The 19,315-nt window shown below is 72.0% G+C and carries 21 protein-coding genes; 19 read left to right on the top strand and 2 right to left on the bottom strand.

Features of this window, described 5'->3' with window-relative positions; all coding sequences use genetic code 11:
- Positions 1–49: 49 nt before the first annotated feature.
- The 5 genes from ACFQ2V_RS00995 (at position 50) to ACFQ2V_RS00975 (ending at position 6,020) form a co-directional block, all read left to right on the top strand.
- A complete protein-coding gene (locus ACFQ2V_RS00995; RefSeq protein WP_386050047.1) occupies positions 50–235 on the top strand; it encodes a hypothetical protein in 186 nt (61 codons plus the stop codon).
- Positions 236–316: 81 nt separating this feature from the next.
- Positions 317–1,540, top strand: coding sequence for a signal recognition particle-docking protein FtsY (gene ftsY / locus ACFQ2V_RS00990; protein ID WP_386050046.1), 1,224 nt, complete (start codon positions 317–319; stop codon positions 1,538–1,540).
- 224 nt (positions 1,541–1,764) lie between these two features.
- On the top strand, positions 1,765–3,237 hold the full coding sequence (locus tag ACFQ2V_RS00985) for an ammonium transporter (protein ID WP_386050045.1): 1,473 nt from the start codon (positions 1,765–1,767) through the stop codon (positions 3,235–3,237).
- Complete coding sequence (locus tag ACFQ2V_RS00980) at positions 3,234–3,572, top strand: P-II family nitrogen regulator (protein WP_386050044.1); 339 nt, start codon at positions 3,234–3,236, stop codon at positions 3,570–3,572. The genes ACFQ2V_RS00985 and ACFQ2V_RS00980 overlap by 4 nt, the downstream gene beginning before the upstream one ends.
- 84 nt (positions 3,573–3,656) lie before the next feature.
- Positions 3,657–6,020: a [protein-PII] uridylyltransferase gene (locus ACFQ2V_RS00975; protein ID WP_386050043.1), complete on the top strand. Its 2,364-nt coding sequence runs from the start codon at positions 3,657–3,659 to the stop codon at positions 6,018–6,020.
- Positions 6,021–6,127: 107 nt separating this feature from the next.
- Here the strand turns inward: ACFQ2V_RS00975 and ACFQ2V_RS00970 are convergent, their stop codons facing one another.
- Positions 6,128–6,529 (bottom strand): NUDIX hydrolase, encoded by a 402-nt coding sequence (locus ACFQ2V_RS00970; RefSeq protein WP_386050042.1) that lies wholly within the window; start codon positions 6,527–6,529, stop codon positions 6,128–6,130.
- Positions 6,530–6,655: 126 nt separating this feature from the next.
- Here ACFQ2V_RS00970 and ffh point away from each other — a divergent pair, with 126 nt between their 5' ends.
- From ffh to trmD, 9 genes are all read left to right on the top strand, one after another.
- The gene (gene ffh / locus ACFQ2V_RS00965) at positions 6,656–8,281 is read left to right on the top strand and encodes a signal recognition particle protein (protein ID WP_386050041.1); all 1,626 of its coding nucleotides are present in this window, start codon (positions 6,656–6,658) and stop codon (positions 8,279–8,281) included.
- A 141-nt stretch (positions 8,282–8,422) separates the two neighbouring features.
- The gene (locus ACFQ2V_RS00960; protein WP_386050040.1) at positions 8,423–9,397 is read left to right on the top strand and encodes a S1C family serine protease; all 975 of its coding nucleotides are present in this window, start codon (positions 8,423–8,425) and stop codon (positions 9,395–9,397) included.
- A gap of 51 nt (positions 9,398–9,448) precedes the next feature.
- Positions 9,449–10,306 carry an alpha/beta fold hydrolase gene (locus tag ACFQ2V_RS00955; RefSeq protein ID WP_386050039.1) on the top strand — a complete coding sequence of 286 codons (858 nt, stop codon included), beginning with the start codon at positions 9,449–9,451 and terminating at the stop codon, positions 10,304–10,306.
- A gap of 10 nt (positions 10,307–10,316) precedes the next feature.
- The gene (locus tag ACFQ2V_RS00950) at positions 10,317–11,405 is read left to right on the top strand and encodes an amidohydrolase family protein (RefSeq protein ID WP_386050038.1); all 1,089 of its coding nucleotides are present in this window, start codon (positions 10,317–10,319) and stop codon (positions 11,403–11,405) included.
- Positions 11,395–12,324: a GNAT family N-acetyltransferase gene (locus ACFQ2V_RS00945; protein ID WP_386050037.1), complete on the top strand. Its 930-nt coding sequence runs from the start codon at positions 11,395–11,397 to the stop codon at positions 12,322–12,324. The genes ACFQ2V_RS00950 and ACFQ2V_RS00945 overlap by 11 nt, the downstream gene beginning before the upstream one ends.
- Positions 12,325–12,496: 172 nt before the next feature.
- The gene (rpsP, locus tag ACFQ2V_RS00940; protein WP_386050036.1) at positions 12,497–12,988 is read left to right on the top strand and encodes a 30S ribosomal protein S16; all 492 of its coding nucleotides are present in this window, start codon (positions 12,497–12,499) and stop codon (positions 12,986–12,988) included.
- Positions 12,989–12,990: 2 nt separating this feature from the next.
- Positions 12,991–13,233 (top strand): RNA-binding protein, encoded by a 243-nt coding sequence (locus ACFQ2V_RS00935; RefSeq protein WP_045191668.1) that lies wholly within the window; start codon positions 12,991–12,993, stop codon positions 13,231–13,233.
- A 153-nt stretch (positions 13,234–13,386) separates the two neighbouring features.
- Entirely contained in the window at positions 13,387–13,920 is a 534-nt protein-coding gene (gene rimM, locus ACFQ2V_RS00930; RefSeq protein ID WP_386050035.1) for a ribosome maturation factor RimM, read from the top strand.
- 50 nt (positions 13,921–13,970) lie between these two features.
- Complete coding sequence (gene trmD / locus ACFQ2V_RS00925) at positions 13,971–15,140, top strand: tRNA (guanosine(37)-N1)-methyltransferase TrmD (RefSeq protein WP_386050034.1); 1,170 nt, start codon at positions 13,971–13,973, stop codon at positions 15,138–15,140.
- A gap of 18 nt (positions 15,141–15,158) precedes the next feature.
- Here trmD and ACFQ2V_RS00920 read toward each other — a convergent pair whose 3' ends face one another.
- Positions 15,159–15,917 carry an ABC transporter permease gene (locus ACFQ2V_RS00920; protein WP_386050033.1) on the bottom strand — a complete coding sequence of 253 codons (759 nt, stop codon included), beginning with the start codon at positions 15,915–15,917 and terminating at the stop codon, positions 15,159–15,161.
- 202 nt (positions 15,918–16,119) lie between these two features.
- Between ACFQ2V_RS00920 and rplS the strand changes: the two genes are divergently transcribed.
- The 5 genes from rplS (at position 16,120) to ACFQ2V_RS00895 (ending at position 19,299) form a co-directional block, all read left to right on the top strand.
- Complete coding sequence (rplS, locus tag ACFQ2V_RS00915; RefSeq protein WP_045191672.1) at positions 16,120–16,494, top strand: 50S ribosomal protein L19; 375 nt, start codon at positions 16,120–16,122, stop codon at positions 16,492–16,494.
- 171 nt (positions 16,495–16,665) lie between these two features.
- Positions 16,666–17,286: a signal peptidase I gene (lepB, locus tag ACFQ2V_RS00910; protein ID WP_386050032.1), complete on the top strand. Its 621-nt coding sequence runs from the start codon at positions 16,666–16,668 to the stop codon at positions 17,284–17,286.
- Positions 17,286–18,194, top strand: coding sequence for a signal peptidase I (lepB, locus tag ACFQ2V_RS00905; RefSeq protein WP_386050031.1), 909 nt, complete (start codon positions 17,286–17,288; stop codon positions 18,192–18,194). Before lepB (ACFQ2V_RS00910) ends, lepB (ACFQ2V_RS00905) begins: the two co-directional genes overlap by 1 nt.
- A 17-nt stretch (positions 18,195–18,211) precedes the next feature.
- Positions 18,212–18,982 carry a ribonuclease HII gene (locus ACFQ2V_RS00900; protein ID WP_386050030.1) on the top strand — a complete coding sequence of 257 codons (771 nt, stop codon included), beginning with the start codon at positions 18,212–18,214 and terminating at the stop codon, positions 18,980–18,982.
- Complete coding sequence (locus ACFQ2V_RS00895) at positions 18,979–19,299, top strand: DUF2469 domain-containing protein (RefSeq protein WP_045191677.1); 321 nt, start codon at positions 18,979–18,981, stop codon at positions 19,297–19,299. Before ACFQ2V_RS00900 ends, ACFQ2V_RS00895 begins: the two co-directional genes overlap by 4 nt.
- The last annotated feature ends 16 nt before the right edge of the window (positions 19,300–19,315 follow it).

The raw sequence follows: 19,315 nt of genomic DNA, 5'->3' as shown, positions 1-19,315 counted from the left end.
CACACTGTGCTATTTGCGTCACACACGTCTCATGCGTCACTCTTGTCCCATGGTTTTCCTGGTCATCTCGATGCTTGTCGTCACCGTGCTCGCCGTGGCGGTCGTCGGTGTCGTCGCGGTGCCGGCGCACCGCGGTGGTCGGGACGTGCTCACCGCCAAGGGTGAGGCGATCGCCGAGGACGCCCGCCGGCGCGCGAGCGGCGTGGTCCGCCGCCCCGACGCCCGTATGCCGTAGCGTCCTCCACGGTCGGGTCGCGCCTGCCGACGCCCCACCGATCGTGCTCTCCGGAGCAGGCCTCGCGTCCCGGATGGTTGGATGGCTGGCGTGGACACAGTCTTGATCTTCGTCATCATCGGCGTCGTCATCCTCGCCGGAGCGGTCGCCTACGGCGTCAACCTCGTGCGGGGCCGCGCCGGCCGCACCATCGAGCGCGAGGCGCCCCCGGCGGCGCCGGGGCTACCCGCTGAGGACCTCGACCGCAGACCGCCCACCGACTCGACCGACACCGTGGCGCCACCGGAGTCACCGGGCGCGCCGGCCCCGGCGCCGGAGGCAACGGGCCCCGAGGCGCCACCCGCGCCGACCGCACCTCCTGCACCGACCGTCGAGCGGCCCGAGTCGGCGCGTGGCCGCCTGCAGCGCCTGCGCGCCCGGCTCGCCCGGTCCAACTCCTCCATCGGACAGGGCCTGCTGGCCCTGCTCTCGCGCGGCAGCCTCGACGAGGAGACGTGGGAGGAGGTCGAGGACACCCTCATCCGCTCCGACCTCGGTGTCGAGGCGACGACCGAGCTCGTCGACTCGCTGCGCACCAAGGTGAAGGTCGACGGCACCACCGACGAGGCCACGGTGCGCGGTTGGCTCCGCGACGACCTGCTCGCGCTCGTCCAGCCCGACATGGACCGCCGCATCGCCAGCAGCCGCGTCGGCGACCGGCCCGCCGTGATCCTCGTCGTCGGTGTCAACGGCACCGGCAAGACGACCACCGTGGGCAAGCTCGCCCGCGTCCTCGTCGCCGAGGACCGCGAGGTGATCCTCGGGGCGGCCGACACCTTCCGCGCCGCGGCCGCCGACCAGCTCGAGACGTGGGGCGCCCGGGTGGGCGTCGTCACCGTGCGCTCCGACAAGGACGGCGCCGACCCCGCCGCCGTCGCCTTCGACGCGGTCAAGGCAGGAATCGAGGAGGAGGCCGACGTCGTCATCATCGACACGGCCGGTCGCCTCCACAACAAGGTCGGCCTGATGGACGAGCTCGGCAAGGTCAAGCGCGTCATCGAGAAGCAGAGCGAGATCGACGAGGTGCTCCTCGTCCTCGACGCGACCACGGGCCAGAACGGCCTGCAACAGGCGAAGGTGTTCTCCGAGGCCGTCAACGTGACGGGCATCGTGCTGACCAAGCTCGACGGGACCGCCAAGGGCGGCATCGTCGTGGCCGTGCAGCGCCAGCTCGGCGTCCCGGTCAAGCTCGTCGGTCTGGGCGAGGGCCCCGACGACCTGGCGCCCTTCGACCCCGAGGCCTTCGTCGACGCCATCGTCATGTGACGCACCGGGCCCGAACGACCACGTACGCCGCCCGCCGGCCGGGCGGCACACGTGCGTACGGGGGTCGGCCGGGCGGCATCGCGTTCCACCCGCCGGTCGCGCGTGTCCACGATCCGGACCGGCGCCGTGCGGGAAACCATTCGCTAACAACGCCGACCGGTTGTTGACACCGCTGTAACAAACGGCGCCGTCGCCGGAAATTCGGCCCGTCCATCGTTCTCGCCATGAGCGCACTTACCTTCGTGACGGCAGACGCGCCGTTCACCGACAGCGGGAACACCGCGTGGGTCCTCGCAGCGGCCGCCCTGGTCCTGTTCATGACCCCCGGCCTGGCCCTGTTCTACGGCGGCATGGTTCGCACCAAGAGCGTCCTCAACATGATGATGATGTCGTTCATCACGATGGGCACGGTCGGCACGGTGTGGATCCTCTGGGGCTACAGCGAGACCTTCGCCAACGACGTCGGTGGCGGTCTGCTCGGCAACCCCTTCGAGCACTTCGGGCTCACCGGCGTGCTCGATGCGATCTACGGCTACGTCCCGGCCGACGCGGCCGCAGGCACGGCAGCAGCGGGCGGCATCCCCGGTGGGGCGTTCGTGGCCTTCCAGGTCGTCTTCGCGATCATCGCCGTGGCCCTCGTCTCCGGCGCGATCGCCGACCGCGCCAAGTTCGTCACCTGGACCGTCTTCACCGTGATCTGGGCGACGCTGGTCTACTTCCCGGCGGCCCACTGGGTCTTCGCCTTCAACGGCTTCGCCGCCGAGACCGGTGGCTGGATCGCCAACAAGGCCGAAGGGCTCTTCCTCGGCGGCGCCGGCGCGTACGACTTCGCCGGTGGTACGGCCATCCACATCAACGCGGGTGTCGCGGGCCTGGCCCTCGCGATCCTGCTCCGCAAGCGGGTGGGTTGGCCCAAGGAGCCGATGCGCCCGCACAACCTGACCCTGGTCATGATCGGCGCCGGCATCCTGTGGTTCGGCTGGTTCGGCTTCAACGCCGGCTCGGCCCTCAGCGCGGGCACCCTGGCCTCCGGCGTCTGGGTCAACACCCTGGGCGCGACCTGCACCGCCATGCTCGGCTGGCTCATCACGGAGAAGATCCGCGACGGGCACGCCACGTCCCTCGGCGCGGCATCCGGCGTCGTCGCAGGCCTCGTGGCCATCACCCCCGCGTGTGCCACCGTCTCCCCGTGGGGGGCGCTCGTCGTCGGCCTGGCCGCCGGTGTCGGCTGCGCGCTGGCCGTCGGCCTCAAGTTCCGGTTCGGTTTCGACGACAGCCTCGACGTGGTCGGCGTGCACCTCGTCGGCGGCCTCATCGGCACCCTGCTCATCGGCTTCCTGGCCGACGCGACCAACAGCCCGACCGGCACGGCGGGCCTCAGCATGAACGACGGTCTCTTCCTCGGTGGTGGCCTCGGCCAGCTCGGTGCCCAGGCACTCGGCGCCTTCGCCGTGCTGATCTACTCCTTCGTCGTCACCTTCGCCATCGGCTGGGTGCTGCACAAGACCATGGGCTTCACCGTCTCCGAGGAGGAAGAGGTCAGCGGGATCGACCTGCTGGAGCACGCGGAGACCGCGTACGACCTCGGCTCGTTCACGGGTGGCAGCCGTAGCCTGCCGTCCTCGGGCGTCGTGGCCGAACGAACCCGACAGGCCGTCGCCGACGAGCCGTCCTCCAAGGAAGGGGCATCCGCGTGAAGCTCATCACCGCCATCATCAAGCCGCACCAGCTCGACGAGGTCAAGGAGGCCCTGGAGGCCTTCGGGGTGGCCGGCATGACCATCAGCGAGGCCAGCGGCTACGGCCGCCAGCGCGGCCACAGCGAGGTCTACCGCGGCGCCGAGTACACCGTCGACTTCGTGCCGAAGGTGCGCCTCGAGGTCCTGGTCGACGACGTCGACTCGGCCGACGTGCTGGAGGTCATCCTCAAGGCGGCCCAGACCGGTCGCATCGGCGACGGCAAGATCTGGTCCGTCCCGGTCGACGAGGTCGTCCGCGTCCGTACCGGCGAGCGTGGTGTCGACGCCCTCTGAGGCGCCGCGACACGGCCGCAGCACGACACGCACCACAGCACAGACACGTACACATGCAGCTCAAGGGGACGGCGAGAACCTGACATGACGGATGTGACCACCCGACGTCTGGACCTCGCCGGCACCCGAACCTTCGCGACGCCCGGCGCCGGCCAGACCCGGCGCCGGGCGCTCGCCGACTTCGGCCTCGGCTGGCTCCAGGAGCTGTGGCGCGAGGCGTGCGCGGGCCGGCGGCACGAGGGCGTGGCCCTCGCGGCCGTCGGCTCGCTCGCCCGCGGCGACGGCGGGCCCCTCAGCGACTACGACCTCGTCCTCGTGCACCACCCCCGGGGGCTCTCGGGCAAGGAGGTCGGCGCCTTCGCCGACAAGCTCTGGTACCCGATCTGGGACGCCGGGGTCCGCCTCGACCACAGCGTCCGCACGGTGGCCGACTGCCGCGCGGTCGCCGCCGACGACCTCTCGGCGGCGGTCGGGCTGCTCGACCTGACCCACGTCGCCGGTGACGCCGACGTGGTCAACGCGGCCCGCTCGACGGTCGCGCACGACTGGCGGGCCAACGCCCGCACCCGGCTCGGCGAGATGCAGGAGTCGGTCGTCCAGCGGCACGCCCGGCAGGGCGACCTCGCCCACCTCATCGAGCCCGACCTGAAGGAGGCCCACGGCGGCCTGCGGGACATGTCGGTGCTGCGCGCCCTGACCGCCGCGTGGCTGACGGACCGGCCGCACGGCGAGGTCGACGACGCGTACGAGCGCATCCTCGACGTGCGCGACGCGATCCATGTCGTCACCGGCAGAGGCCGCGACCGCCTCACCCGCGACGACCAGGACGCGTGCGCCGCCCTGCTCGGCTACACCGACGCCGACGACCTGCTCACCGACCTGTCGACGTCGGCGCGCACCATCGCGTATGCCGTCGACGGCACCCTGCGCCGGGCCATGCAGTCCCAGCGCGCCAGGACGCTGCGCGTCGGCCCGCGCCGCCCGCAGCTGGCTCCGCTCGGCTACGGCCTCTACCGCCACGACGGTGAGGCGGTGCTCGGACCGTCGGCCGACCTGGCCTCGGACCCGATCATCCCGCTGCGCGCCGCCGTGGTCGCGGCTCGGGGCGGCATACCGCTCTCACCGACGACGCTGAAGAACCTTGCGGCGCAGGCGCCCCCGATGCCCGAGCCGTGGCCCGAGGTGGCGCGCAACCTCTTCGCCGACCTCCTCGCCGCGGGTCCCGGGCTCGTCACGGTCTGGGAGGGGCTCGACCTCGCCGGCGTCGTCGAGCGGTGGATCCCCGAGTGGCAGGCCGTGCGCAGCCGGCCCCAGCGCAACGCCGTGCACCGGCACACGGTCGATCGTCACCTCATCGAGACGGTCGTGGCGGCCAGCGGCATGGTGCGCGACGTCTCCCGTCCCGACCTGCTCATGCTCGCCGCCGTGCTCCACGACATCGGCAAGGTGCCCGGCTCGCGGGACCACTCCGCGACCGGGGCCGAGCTGGCCGACACGGTGCTGCAGCGGATCGGGATCGGCGATGCCGACCGCGTCACCGTCGTGCGGCTCGTGCGCGAGCACCTGACGCTCGTCGACCTGGCCACGCGCCGCGACCCCGAGGACCCGGCGACCATCGCCGCGCTCTCCGACGCCGTCGACGGGTCCCTCACGACCCTCGACCTCCTCCGCGCCCTCACCGAGGCGGACGCGTCAGCAGCCGGACCGAAGGCTTGGAGCGACTGGCGGGCCGGGCTCGTCCAGCGGCTCTACACCGCCTGCCGGACGGCTCTCACCGCCCAGGCAGCGACGGAGGGACCACTCGCCGTGGAACCGATGGAGACCCTGACGCTCCCCGACGACGCGCTCGACCGCGTCGCGTCCGGAGAGTCCTACGTGACGGTGGCCTCGCTCGGCGGGGCGCACCGCATCGACATCATCGACCGCGACCGGGCCGGCCTCTTCGCCGACACCGCCGGCCTGCTCGCCGCCCACGGGTTCGTGGTGCGCTCGGCCATCGTGCGCACCGTCGACGGCCTCGCCGTCAACGAGTGGTGGGTCGAGTCGCCGGGCGGGGAGACGCCCCTGCCCGCCGTCATCTCGCGTGACCTGACCCGCGTCGCGAGCGGTGACCGGTCGCCTCTCGGCAAGCTGCAGCGCCGCAGGCCGGTCGGGGTCCGCAGCCCCGGGTCGGGGTCGGTCGACTCGACGCGGGCGATGGTGATCAGCAGCGCGTCCGACACCGCGACGGTCATCGAGGTGCGGGCCACCGACCGCACCGGTCTGCTCCAGGACATCGGCATCACGCTGGCCCGGGCCTCGCTGTCGGTGCGGTCCGCGCACATCGCGACGTATGCCGGCCAGACGCTCGACACCTTCTACGTGACCGAGTTCGGCGGCGGGCAGCTCGCACCGGCACGTGCCGCGCAGGCCGTGGCGATGATCATCGACACCTGCGACGGGGCCTGACCCGCCCACACTTGCCCCCCGCCTCCACCGCCGTTCGATGTATCTCCGCGGCCCCAGGGCCGCGGAGATACATCGAACCGGGACTGCGGCTGCGGCGGCGGGTGGGGTCAGTCGATGAGGTCGGCGTCGCGCAGGTGACCGAGGACGAGCCGGTCGACCGCCGACACCCGGTCGCCGTCGACCGAGGTGATCCAGGTGATCTCGTCGATCTCGCGCGACGGCGCGAAGGGCCCGCTGTGGGAGGCCGTGTAGCACGTCAGGCGCACCACGAGGCCGTCGCTGCGGGCGTCGGCCAGGGCCTCGAACGTGCCGACGTATGCCGCCGTGCCCGGGTCGACGACGACGGTGAGCTCCTCCTCGAGCTCGCGCACCAGCGTCTCGAGGTCGCTCTCGCCCGGCTCACGCTTGCCCCCGGGCAGGTAGAACCTCTCACGTCCGGCGTTGCGCGCCACGAGCAGGCGGCGCTGCTCGAGGTGGATCCACGCGATCTTGTCGATGAGGTCAGGCACCCGCCCACGGTAGGCCACGCCACGACGACGCGAACGGCATACCTCCTCGGGCGCCGACGGACGGGTGCGACGCTGCCGCGTGGGCGTCGGGTCGGAGCTGTGCGCGGGAACGGATAGCCTTGCCGGGTGTTTGCATCCCTGTCTGACCGCCTGACCGCGACCTTCAAGAACCTCCGCGGCAAGGGCCGGCTCTCGGAGTCCGACGTCAACTCGACGATCCGCGACATCCGCCTCGCCCTGCTCGACGCCGACGTGGCCCTGCCCGTCGTCAAGCGGTTCACCGCCAGCGTGCGCGAGCGCGCGCTCGGCGCCGAGGTCAGCCAGGCGCTCAACCCCGCCCAGCAGGTCGTGAAGATCGTGCAGGAGGAGCTCGTCGCGATCCTCGGCGGGCAGACCCGCACGATCCGCTTCGCGAAGCAGCCCCCGACCGTCATCATGCTGGCCGGTCTGCAGGGTTCCGGAAAGACGACCTTCGCCGGCAAGCTCGGCAAGTGGCTCAAGGACCAGGGCCACACGCCGCTCCTCGTCGCGGCCGACCTCCAGCGCCCCAACGCCGTCACCCAGCTCGAGGTCGTCGGCGAGCGCGCCGGCATCCCGGTGTTCGCGCCCGAGCGCGGCAACATGGGCGGTCACGACGCCGTCCTCGAGTCGGGCGAGGGCACGCGGTCCTTCGGGGACCCGGTGTCGGTCTCGCGGATGGGCATCGAGCAGGCGCGTGCCAAGCAGTACGACGTCGTCATCGTCGACACTGCCGGTCGCCTCGCCGTCGACGCCAACCTCATGCAGCAGGCTTCGGACATCCGCACGGCGATCCAGCCCGACGAGGTCCTCTTCGTCATCGACGCGATGATCGGCCAGGCTGCCGTCGAGACGGCCCAGGCGTTCCACGAGGGCGTCGCCTTCACCGGTGTCGTGCTGTCCAAGCTCGACGGCGACGCCCGCGGCGGCGCGGCCCTGTCGGTCGCCGAGATCACGGGCGAGCCGATCATGTTCGCGTCCGTCGGTGAGAAGGTCAGCGACTTCGAGGTGTTCCACCCCGACCGCATGGCCAGCCGCATCCTCGACATGGGCGACGTGCTCACCCTCATCGAGCAGGCCGAGAAGGCGTTCGACAAACGCGAGGCCGACGAGATGGCCCGCAAGTTCCTCGCGGAGGAGGACTTCACCTTCGAGGACTTCCTCTCGCAGATGAACGCCATCAAGAAGATGGGCTCGCTCAAGTCGATGCTCAAGATGATGCCGGGCATGCAGGGCATGCGTGACCAGCTCGACGCCTTCGACGACCGCGAGTTCGACCGCGTCGAGGCGATGGTCCGCTCCATGACGCCGTTCGAGCGCACCCACCCGAAGCAGATCAACGGCTCGCGCCGGTCGCGCATCGCCAAGGGCTCGGGTGTCACCGTCACCGAGGTCAACCAGCTGCTCGAGCGCTTCGGGCAGGCCCAGAAGATGATGAAGTCGATGGCCCGCGGCGGTGGTGGCGGCCTCCCGGGCATGCCGGGCATCCCGGGCACCGGCAAGCGCGGCAAGCAGCAGCCCCAGCGCAAGAAGAGCAAGAGCGGCAACCCGGCCAAGCGGGCGGCCGAGGAGCGCGCCGCCGCCGAGAAGGCGGCCGCCGGTCGTGCCTCGTCCGCGGCGAGCGCGTTCGGGGCCCCCGGGTCCAACGGACAGGGCGCCGACGCCGACCCGATGGCCGGCTTCGACCCGGCCAACCTGCCCAAGGGGTTCGAGAAGTTCCTCGGCAAGGGCTGAGCAGAACCCTCGCGAGCGCCGGCCCGGCTCCGCGTTCGCCCTCGGCGAACCCGGGCCGCCCCACGGAATTCCACGGGCCGCGTCGTCGCTGTCCGTCACATGGCCGCGCACGCCGCGCGGCCGAGGACTCCGGGAGGGACCATGCCTCCGTTCGAGATGCCGCCCGCTCCTGAGCCGAGCGACGACGAGGTGCTCGACGCCTACTCGCGCGCGGTGAGCACCGTGGCGCGGCGACTGGCCCCGGTCGTCGCCAGTCTGCGCGTCAGCAGGCCGGCGCGCGGCGGCACGGTCGAGGGTGGCGGCTCCGCCGTCGTGCTCACCGAGGACGGACTGCTCCTGACCAACGCCCACGTCGTCGACGGTGTCGACCGCGGCACCGCCCACTTCGCCGACGGGATGTCGCTGCGGGTGCACCTGGTCGGGGCCGACCCGCTGTCCGACCTCGCGGTCGTGCGCGCGGAGAGCTCGCTGCCGCCCCCACCGTCGTACGGCGACGCCGACCGGCTGGAGGTCGGGCACGTCGTCGTCGCCATCGGCAACCCGCTCGGCCTCGAGGGCAGTGTCACTGCAGGTGTCGTCAGCGCGCTCGGCCGCTCGCTGCCGACGCGGTCCGGCGCCGCTTCACGCCTCGTCGAGGACGTCATCCAGACCGACGCCGCGCTCAACCCCGGCAACTCGGGGGGCGCCCTCGCCGACTCGGGTGCCCGGGTCGTCGGGGTGAACACGGCCGTGGCCGGCGTGGGGCTCGGCCTCGCGGTGCCGATCAACGCCACGACCAGGCGCATCATCGAGGCCCTCGTCGAGGACGGCCACGTGCGCCGCGCCTACCTCGGCCTCGTCACCGCGCCCGTCCCCGTGTCCGACGAGGTCGCGGCCAGACTGGGGCGGCGCACGGCACTGCGGATCGCGCAGGTCGTCCCCGGCAGCCCGGCCGACCGGGCCGGGCTGATGCGCGGCGACGTCGTCGTCGCCGCGGACGGGCGGGCTCTCTTCGACGCGCAGTCGCTGCAGCGCATCCTGCTCGACGAGGCGATCGACCGGTCGATGGAGATCACGGTGCTGCGTGGCACGGCCCTCGTGGACGTCGTCGCCGTGCCCCGTCTGCTGCGCGGCTGACCGACCTCGGGCACCTGTGCGGGACGAGCCCGGCGGCATACGCTCAGGTGCGTGCTCACCACCGACGGGCGCTCCCGGGTGCGGCTGCCCGACGGCCGCCGGCTCGACGTGTGGCAGGGCGGCGACCCGACCGGGACGCCGGTCCTCTTCTTCCACGGCACGCCGGGCGGGCGCCTCCAGGCCGCGCTCGGTGACGGGGCGGCCCGTCGGTCCGGGGTGCGGCTCGTCGCCTTCTCCCGACCGGGCTACGGCGGCTCCACCGACGCGCCGACGACCCTCAGGACGGTCGCCGACGACGCCGCCCACGTCATGGGTGACCTCGCGATCGGCGGCTTCGCCGTGCTCGGGGTGTCGGGGGGAGGACCGTACGCCCTCGCGACGGCAGCGAGACACGTCGACCGGGTCCGCGCGGTCGCGGTCGTCGCGGGCATCGGTCCCGCGCTCGAGCTCGACCCCCGAGCCGCCGAAGCGCCCGCCGTGGTTGCGGCGCTCGCCGGTGACGTGGACCTGGCGGTGGCGCTGCAGGACGCGGCCGCGACCCTTCCGGCAGCTCCGCCTGAGGCGTGGTCGCGCCGGCGACCGACGCTGCCGGTCGGCAGCCTCGTGTCATCCGAGGTGCTCGAGCCCTGGACGGCGACCGGGCGGCCCGGTGTCCCGTCCTACCGTGGCGCCTCACGCGACGCGCTCGCGTTCAGCGCAGGCTGGGACATCGCGTTGTCCGACGTGTCGGCTCCGGTGACGCTCTGGTGCGGCGACCGCGACCATGTCGTCGGCCTCGAGCACGGCAGATGGCTGCACGCCCACCTGCCGACGTCTCGGATCGTCGTCCACGAGGGCGCCGGCCACCACGCGACGCTCATGGCGCACTGGGCCGACGTCCTCACCGACCTCGCGGGCGGCTCCGGCTAGGGTCGGGGCCATGAGTGCACCGGTGCTCCACGTCCGCGGTCACGTGCTCGTCGGACCCGACGAGATCGTCGACGAGCTGTGGGTCGTGGGTGGCCGGGTGTCGTTCACCTCGCCGACCGACAGGTCCGACGAGCAGACGCTCGAGGGCTGGGTGCTCCCGGGGCTCGTCGACGCGCACTGCCACGTCGGGCTCGGACCCCACGGCGAGGTGCCGCGCGACGAGGCGGAGCAGCAGGCCCTGACCGACCGCGACCGGGGCACGCTGCTCATCCGCGATGCCGGCCAGCCCGGCGACACCCGGTGGGTCGACGAGCGCGAGGACCTGCCGAAGATCATCCGCGCCGGGCGGCACATCGCTCGCACCCGTCGCTACATCCGCAACTACGCGCACGAGGTCGAGGAGGACGAGCTCGTCCGCCACGTCCGCCTCGAGGCGCACCGGGGCGATGGCTGGGTCAAGCTCGTCGGTGACTGGATCGACCGCGAAGTGGGCGACCTCGCGCCGAGCTGGTCGCGGCAGGTCGTCGCCGACGCCGTCGCGGCCGCCCACGAGGAGGGCGTCCGAGTCACCGCCCACTGCTTCGGCGAGGAGTCCCTGCGCGACCTCGCCGCCGCGGGCATCGACTGCATCGAGCACGCCACCGGGCTGCGCGAGGACTCCATCGACACCTTCGCCGCCCAGGGCATCGCCATCGTGCCGACCCTCGTCAACATCGCCCAGTTCCCCGACCTCGCCGCGCCTGCTCAGGCGAAGTTCCCCGACTACCACCGCCACATGCTCGATCTCCACGAGCGGCGCTACGCGACCATCGGGGCGGCCCACGAGGCCGGCGTGCCCATCTACGTCGGCACCGACGCCGGCGGCAGCCTGCCGCACGGCCTCGTCGCCCAGGAGATGGTCGAGCTGACGAAGGCCGGACTCAGCAACGTCGAGGTCGTGTCCGCCGCGACGTGGGGGGCGCGCGAGTGGCTCGGTCGGCCCGGCCTCGTCGAGGGCGAGGACGCCGACCTCGTGGTGTATGCGTCCGATCCGCGCGCCGACGTCACCACCGTCGCCGACCCGCTCGGAGTGGTCCTGCGGGGTCGCGTTGTCCGCTGACCCCGATGCCGTCGCGCCCCTCACGGCAGTGGGGGAGCGCGTCGAGGTGCGCCCGCCCACCCAGGCCGACGCGGCGGCGTACGCCGATGCCGTGACACGGTCGGAGCGCCGGCTCTCCGACTTCGCGATCCCCAACCCGCACAACCTGCCCGTGGTGCTCGAGAACCAGTCGCCCACCTACCGCACCTTCATGGTCCACGCCCTCGACCCCGAGGGTTCGCACGGCCTCGTCGGGCGCATCAACGTCGCCAACGTCGTCGGTGGTGCCTTCCGCAGCGCCACCATCGGCTACGACTCCTACGACCCGTATGCCGGTCGCGGCCTCTTCTCCGAGGGGCTGCGGCTGACGGTCGGCATCGCCTTCGACGACGAGCCGCACGGCATGGGACTGCACCGCCTCGAGGCCAACATCCAGCCGGCGAACCACCGCTCCGCCGGCCTCGTCCGGTCGCTGGGGTTCGTCCACGAGGGCTTCTCGCGGGACTTCCTGCACCTGCCGGGGCCCGACGGCCGGCGCGACTGGCGCGACCACGAGCGCTTCACGATCCTCTCGTCGGACTGGCCGGCCGTGCCCTACCGGTCCCAGAGCCACCGGCGCATCGCCTGCGTCGTCACCGGCGCACCCGGCTTCGACGCCGCCTCGCGCGGCACGAGCATCGGGGCGGCTGTGGCGGCCGAGCTCGGGATCCCGCTGTACTCCTCCAGCACGGTCGAGAACCCGTCCGCCTTGTTCGAGCTCCTCCGGGCGTCGCCCATCGGCGGGGTGGTCGAGGTCAGAGCAAGCGCCCCGGAGCTGCGAATGGGCCTTGCCCGAGCGGGGTTCGACCCGTCCGCCGTGCCGCACCTCGACCCGGCGTTCGACCTGCCGAGGAGCACGGTCGTGCGGCACGCCCTCGCGGTGCGGGCCGCGTTCGCCTGAGCCGGGCGGCGACGGTCGTGTCCGGAGCATCCCCTCACGTCTGGCAGAATGGAGGGCTGTACCCGTCCGGCCCCCTCTCGGCTGGACCGGACGCCTACACACCGAGCGTCGGCACCCCGGCTGAACCCAGCCGGTCTCGCCGCGCTCACTACTGGTTGAGGAGACCGCCACAGTGGCCGTCAAGATCCGTCTGAAGCGCATGGGCAAGATCCGTGCACCGTTCTACCGCGTCGTCGTCATGGACTCGCGCACCAAGCGCGATGGCCGGGCCATCGAGGAGATCGGCAAGTACCACCCCACCGAGCAGCCGTCGCTCATCGACATCGACATCGAGCGCGCGCACTACTGGCTGAGCCAGGGCGCCCAGCCCACCGAGGCCGTCGCCGCCCTCATCAAGCTCGTCGACGCGGGCAAGGTCGAGACCAAGGAGGCCAAGACCTCGAAGAAGGACCTCTACGAGGCCGCCGTCGCCGCCGCCGGTGGCAAGACCGACGCCGGTTCCGAGGGTGCGACCACGCCCCGGAAGAAGGCCGCCAAGAAGGCCGAGCCCAAGGCCGACGAGAAGGCCGACGAGAAGGCCGAGCCCAAGGCCGACGAGAAGGCCGACGAGAAGGCCGACGCGCCTGCGGCCGAGGCGACGGACGCCGAGAAGAGCGAGTCCTGAGCATGCTCGAGGAGGCGCTCGAGCACCTCGTCAAGGGCATCGTCGACCACGACGAGGACGTCGTCGTGCGCCGCAAGGAGCTGCGCCGCGGTGAGCTGCTCGAGGTCCGGGTGCACCCCGACGACCTCGGCCGCGTCATCGGCCGCTCCGGCCGCACGGCGAGCGCGCTGCGCACCGTCGTCGGGGCCCTCGCGGGAAACAGCAACGTCCGGGTCGACATCGTCGACACCGACCGCGTCCGCTGAGCGACCGCCGAGAGAACGCCAGCGCAGTGGGGCATCCCGGGTGACCGGGGTGCCCCACTGCCGTCTGAGCCACCGATCGCGTATGCCGTCGGTGCAGTCCCCGGGCGCCGGGCGCGTGCCCCGGCCACCGCCAAACCTGAGAGGATTCGGGCCATGAACGTCGTCCTCGCCCGCATCGGCAAGCCCCACGGACTACGTGGCGAGGTCACCGTGCAGCTGCACACCGACGACCCAGAGTCGCGTTTCGCGCCCGGCACGGTCGTGGCCACCGAGGCCGAGCCGGGCTCCGGTGTGCCGACGGCACTGACCATCGCCTCGACGCGCGTGCACCGGGGCATCTGGCTCCTCACGTTCGAGGAGATCCCCGACCGCACCGGCGCCGAGGGACTGCGCGGCACGAGGCTGGTGCTGCCCGGTTCGGGGCCGAAGGTGGACGACGACGACGACGCCTACTACGAGGAGGACCTCGTCGGGCTCGAGGTGCGCGACCCTGCAGGCGAGCCGGTCGGCACGGTCAGCGGGCTCGAGATCGGCGCTGCCCAGGACCGCCTCGTCGTCACGCTCACCGACGGCGTCACGGCATACGTCCCCTTCGTCAAGCGCATCGTGCCGACGGTGGCCGACGACCACGTCGTCGTCGACGCGCCTCCGGGCCTCTACGACCTCTACCGCGAGGGCAGCGAGTGACCCGCTCGTCGTCCGACTCGCCTGCGCTCGAAGGGGTCCCGGGTCCCGCGATGCGTATCGACGTCGTCTCGATCTTTCCCGACTACCTTGCTGCGCTCGACCTGTCGCTCATCGGCAAGGCCCGCCAGGACGGGCTGCTCGACGTCCGCGTGCACGACCTGCGCGACCACACGCACGACAGGCACCGCACCGTCGACGACACCCCGTACGGCGGGGGAGCAGGCATGGTCATGAAGCCGCAGCCATGGGCCGAGGCTCTCGGCCACGTCGTCGCACAAGGTGATCCGTCGACCAAGCCGCGCCTCGTCGTTCCCGGGCCGGGCGGGCAGCCGTTCACCCAGGCCCTCGCGCGCGAGCTCGCGCGCGAGCCGTGGCTCGCCTTCGCCTGCGGGCGCTACGAGGGCATCGACGAGCGCGTCTACGAGCACGCCCGCGAGGACCTCGGCCTCGAGGTGTCGGTCGTGAGCCTCGGCGACTACGTGCTCAACGGCGGTGAGGTGGCGGTCCTGGCCATCGTCGAGGCAGTCGGACGGCTCGTTCCCGGCGTCATCGGCAACGCCGAGTCGCTCGTCGAGGAGTCCCACGAGGACGGCCTCCTCGAGTACCCCATCTACACGAAGCCGCGCACCTGGAACGGCCGGGACGTGCCCGAGGTGCTGCTCTCGGGCAACCACGGCGCCATCGCCGCCTGGCGGCACGAGCAGCGGCTGGCCCGCACGGCGGCCCGCCGCCCCGACCTGCTGCACGCCTCGCACGGCGACGGTGACATCGAGATCACTGCCGCCACCGCCGGCGACGTGCCCGAGCTGGCGCTGCTCATGCGGGCGTGCTGGGTGCAGGAGGCGCTGGCCAACGACACCCTCGAGATCCCCGCGTTGCGCGAGAGTCTCGACGACGTCCGCGCCAGCCTCGACACGACCCGGACGTGGGTGGCGCGCCGCGCCGGCCGCCTCGTCGGCGCGGTGCGCACGTCGCGGCACGGCGACGACTGGCACATCGGCCGCCTGTGCGTCGCGCCCGACCTGCAGGGCCGCGGACTCGGCCGGCGCCTCCTCGAGCACGCCGAGTCGACCGCGCCCGACGGCATACGCACGTTCTCCCTGCACACCGGGGCGAAGAGCGCCGACAACCTCCGCCTCTACAAGAAGGCCGGCTACCGCTTCACCGATGCGGTGCCTCCCGTCCCGGGCGCCGTCACCCTCGTCAAGCGGCGTCGTTGACGTCGGCCGCCCCCTCGTTCACACGGGCAGCCCGTCGCGCAGGTCGTCGGGCAGGAGCAGCCGGCGCCGGATGAGGGCCGCCTGCACCCCGGCCGTGACCGCCTGCGTCGCCATGATCGCGAAGAGCACGAGCACCTGCGCGGTGGCTGCCTGGACGGCGCTGCCACCGCCGAGCATGACTCCGATGAACGCACCGGGGAGTGTGACCACACCCGAGGTGCGCACCTGGTCGAGGCTCGGGAGGATGCCCTCGGGGACCCGCCGCGCGATGACCTCGTCGATGGCCTGGCTCGAGGTCAGCCCGAGCGAGAGGGCCGCCTCGTACTGCCCCCGCTCCTCGCGCAGCGCCGCGAAGGTGCGCCGGCCGACGAGCGTGTGCACGGTCATGGTGTTGCCGATGACGATGCCGGCGACAGGGATCAGGGCGATCCCGGCGAGCGGGACGGCGCCCGTCGCGAGGACGATGCCGACCACGGGCACGACCCCGCACGCCATGGCGGCGGCCGCCCACGGCCAGCCGCCCGGCGCCCCGACCCGGCGCGTCGTCGTGACGACCGCCATGGTGAACATGACCGCCACCGCGAGGAACGAGAGCCACAGCGACCCGACGACGGCGGTGATGACGAGCGCGACCAGCGTGAGCTGGACGACCGCCCGGCCACCGGCCAGCACGGCCTGGCGGTCCAGGTCGATGCGTCCCGCGCGGTCGGCGGCGACGGTCACCGCCAGGAGGACGACCAGACAGACGACGACGGGCCAGCCGGGGGAGACGTCCACGCCCCCACGCTAGGTGCTCGGCTCCCGGATTTCGGGTATGCCGCCCGCTCTGGCAGACTTGCTCCTTGCGTCCGGCACACGACGGCCCCTGCCACAGGGGGAGTTGGCCCACCAGCACCACACGGTCGGCCACGTGGCCCGACGGGCGCGACACCCACATTGTGACGAGGTGGCCTGTGGCACCTGAGAAAGCGAAGCAATCATGCACACGTTTGACGAGATCAACGCCGCATCGCTGCGCTCGGACGTTCCCGAGTTCCGCGCCGGCGACACCCTCAAGGTCCACGTCAAGGTCATCGAGGGCACGCGCTCGCGTGTCCAGGTGTTCCAGGGCATCGTGATCCGTCGTCACGGCGGCGGCATCGGCGAGACCTTCACGGTCCGCAAGATCTCCTTCGGCGTCGGCGTCGAGCGCACCTTCCCGCTGCACACGCCCGTCATCGACAAGATCGAGGTCGTCACCCGTGGTGACGTGCGCCGCGCGAAGCTCTACTACCTCCGCGGTCTGCGCGGCAAGGCCGCCAAGATCCGCGAGAAGCGCGACAGCATCCCGGCCAAGGCCGGCGCGAAGAGCTGACGACCTGCTGACGCAGTCGTCCGTCTGACCACGCGAGGCGCGGTGGACCCCGAGCGGGCCGTCCCGGAGAGCAGTTCCGGGACGCTCCCCGACACGGGGTCCGCCGCGCCTTCGTCACGTCCCGGCTCGCAGGTGGCCGGGGCGCTTGCCGCTGCCCGCCGGCACCGGTGGATGCTCGGCCCCGCGGTCCTGCTGCTCGCCGTCGTCGTCGTCCGGGCGTTCTTCGTGACCCCCTTCGGCATCCCCAGCGAGTCGATGCAGGACACCCTGCTCGTCGGCGACCGGCTGCTGGTGTCCCGCACGACCCCGCCCGACGACGTCCAGCGGGGCGACATCGTCGTCTTCGACGCCTCGGAGGCCTTCAACCTCGAGGTGCCCCAGCGGGGCGTGTTCCAGCGTCTGGTCGAGGCGGTGGAGAGCCTGGCCGGCAAGGGCCAGCCGACCGACTACGTGAAGCGGGTCATCGGCCTGCCCGGCGACCACGTGCGCTGCTGCGCCGCCGACGGCCGCCTCGAGATCAACGGCGTCGCGGTCACCGAGCCCTACCTCGCGCCCGGTGCGCGACCGAGTGTCATCCCCTTCGACGTGACCGTCCCGCCCGACCGTTTCTGGATGATGGGCGACAACCGCGGGGCCTCCTCCGACTCCCGGGCGCACCTCGGCGAGCCGGGCGGCGGCATGGTGCCCGGCGCCGACATCATCGGCAAGGTTTGGGTGCGATACTGGCCGCTCGATCGGCTCGGGTCGGTCGACCAAGGACAAATTGCCTCCGTCCCACGAAATGGTGAGTGATGTCGCAGTACACCGGACGCCCCGAGGACCCGACGCGCGGGCGCCCCGTCGACGGCATCGACGAGAGGGACGACATCGACGACGTCGATGACGACTACGACGACGAGCCACGTGGCTTCGTGGCCACGGTCCTGGCCGGCCTCAAGGAGCTGCTCATCGTCGTCGTTCTGGCGATGGCGCTCTCCTTCGTCGTCAAGACCTGGCTGTTCCAGGCGTTCTACATCCCCTCGGGCTCGATGGAGAACACCCTCGTCAAGGACGACCGTGTCATCGTCAGCAAGCTCACGCCCGGTCCCTTCGACCTCAAGCGTGGCGACGTCGTCGTGTTCGAGGACCCCGGCACGCCGACCCCCTGGCTCGGCAGTCTCGGCGAGCAGCGCAGCGACGTCGGCGGTCCCTTCCACGACGCGCTCGTCTTCGTCGGCCTGCTGCCCGAGGACGCCGAGAACCACCTCATCAAGCGCGTCATCGGCCTCCCGGGTGACCACGTGCAGGCTGACGGCGACACCGGCAAGCTCAAGGTCAACGGCGTCGAGATCACCGAGCCGTACATCAAGCCGGGCGACCTCCCCAGCGAGGGCAAGAAGTTCGACATCACCGTGCCGGCCGGGCGCATCTGGGTCATGGGCGACCACCGGTCCGACTCCTCCGACAGCCGCTGGCACGACGACGGCACCGGGGCCGCGGGCTCGGTGCCGATGGACAAGATCGTCGGCCGCGCGCTGTTCGTCGTGTGGCCGATCGACCACGTCACCTGGCTCGGGGTGCCCGAGCGCACCTTCGGCCAGGTCCCGGCCGCCAGGACGACCAGCAAGGCCCCCCTGAACAAGCCCACGACCAAGGCGACGGTCAATCCCAAGCCGGGTGCCAAGCCGACCGTGTCGGCGACGAAGGTCGCGGCCGGCTGACGGACGCGAGCACCACCATGGCACCTCCTGCACCCTCCAAGAAGCCGTCCCTGCGGGTCGAGCGGGCCCTGCAGCGGTCCGGTCACCGGCTGCTCGCCGGCATGGACGAGGTGGGCCGCGGCGCGCTCGCCGGGCCGGTCAGCGTCGGCGTCGTCGTCATCGACGAGACGGTGCGGTCGGCCCCGGTCGGGGTCAAGGACTCGAAGCTGCTCACCGAGAGGGCGCGGCACGGTCTCGTGCCCCGCATCGAGCGGTGGGCGGTCGCGCATGCCGTCGGGCACGCGAGCAACGACGAGATCGACGAGATCGGCATCATGGCCGCGCTCCGGCTCGCCGGCCTGAGGGCGCTCGGCGGGCTCGGGGTCGTGCCAGACCTCGTCATCCTCGACGGCAACCACGACTGGCTCACGGCCCCCACCGAGGTGGGTCTGCTCGCCTTCGCCGACGACGCCGGTCCGGCCACCCCGCCGGTGACGACGATGATCAAGGCCGACATGAAGTGCTCGTCCGTGGCCGCCGCGAGCGTGCTCGCGAAGGTGGAGCGCGACACGCTGATGGTGGCGCTGGGAGAGCAGCACACGGCCTACGGCTGGGGGCTCAACAAGGGCTACTCCGCCCCCGAGCACCTCGACGCCCTCGCGCGCCTCGGGCCGTGCGACCTGCACCGGCGGTCGTGGCGCCTGCCCGGCGTCTACGCCGAGACGCCGGTCGAGGTGTTGAATGAGGTCACGGAGACGTTCGCTCCGGTGGGCACCACGTCAGAGCAGACAGGGACGGCGATCAGGTGAGTTCGGAAGATCTCGAGAAGTACGAGACCGAGATGGAGCTCCAGCTCTACAAGGAGTACCGCGACGTCGTCGGCCTCTTCACCCATGTGGTCGAGACGGAGCGCCGGTTCTACCTGGCCAACTCCGTCGACGTGAAGGTGCGCAGCGACGGCGGTGAGGTCTTCTTCGACGTCACGATGGCCGATGCGTGGGTGTGGGACATCTACCGGCCGGCGCGCTTCGTCAAGAACGTGCGCGTCGTGACGTTCAAGGACGTCAACGTCGAAGAGCTCCCGAAGCCCGACATCAAGCTCCCGGAGAACGGCGACTTCACCTGAGCTGTCGGGGGCCGCT

Origin of the sequence: Terrabacter terrigena (assembly GCF_042676085.1) — a bacterium.
GTDB lineage: Bacteria > Actinomycetota > Actinomycetes > Actinomycetales > Dermatophilaceae > Terrabacter > Terrabacter terrigena.
Note: the sequence above shows the minus strand (reverse complement) of the source record. Positions and strands in the feature narration are given on the sequence as shown.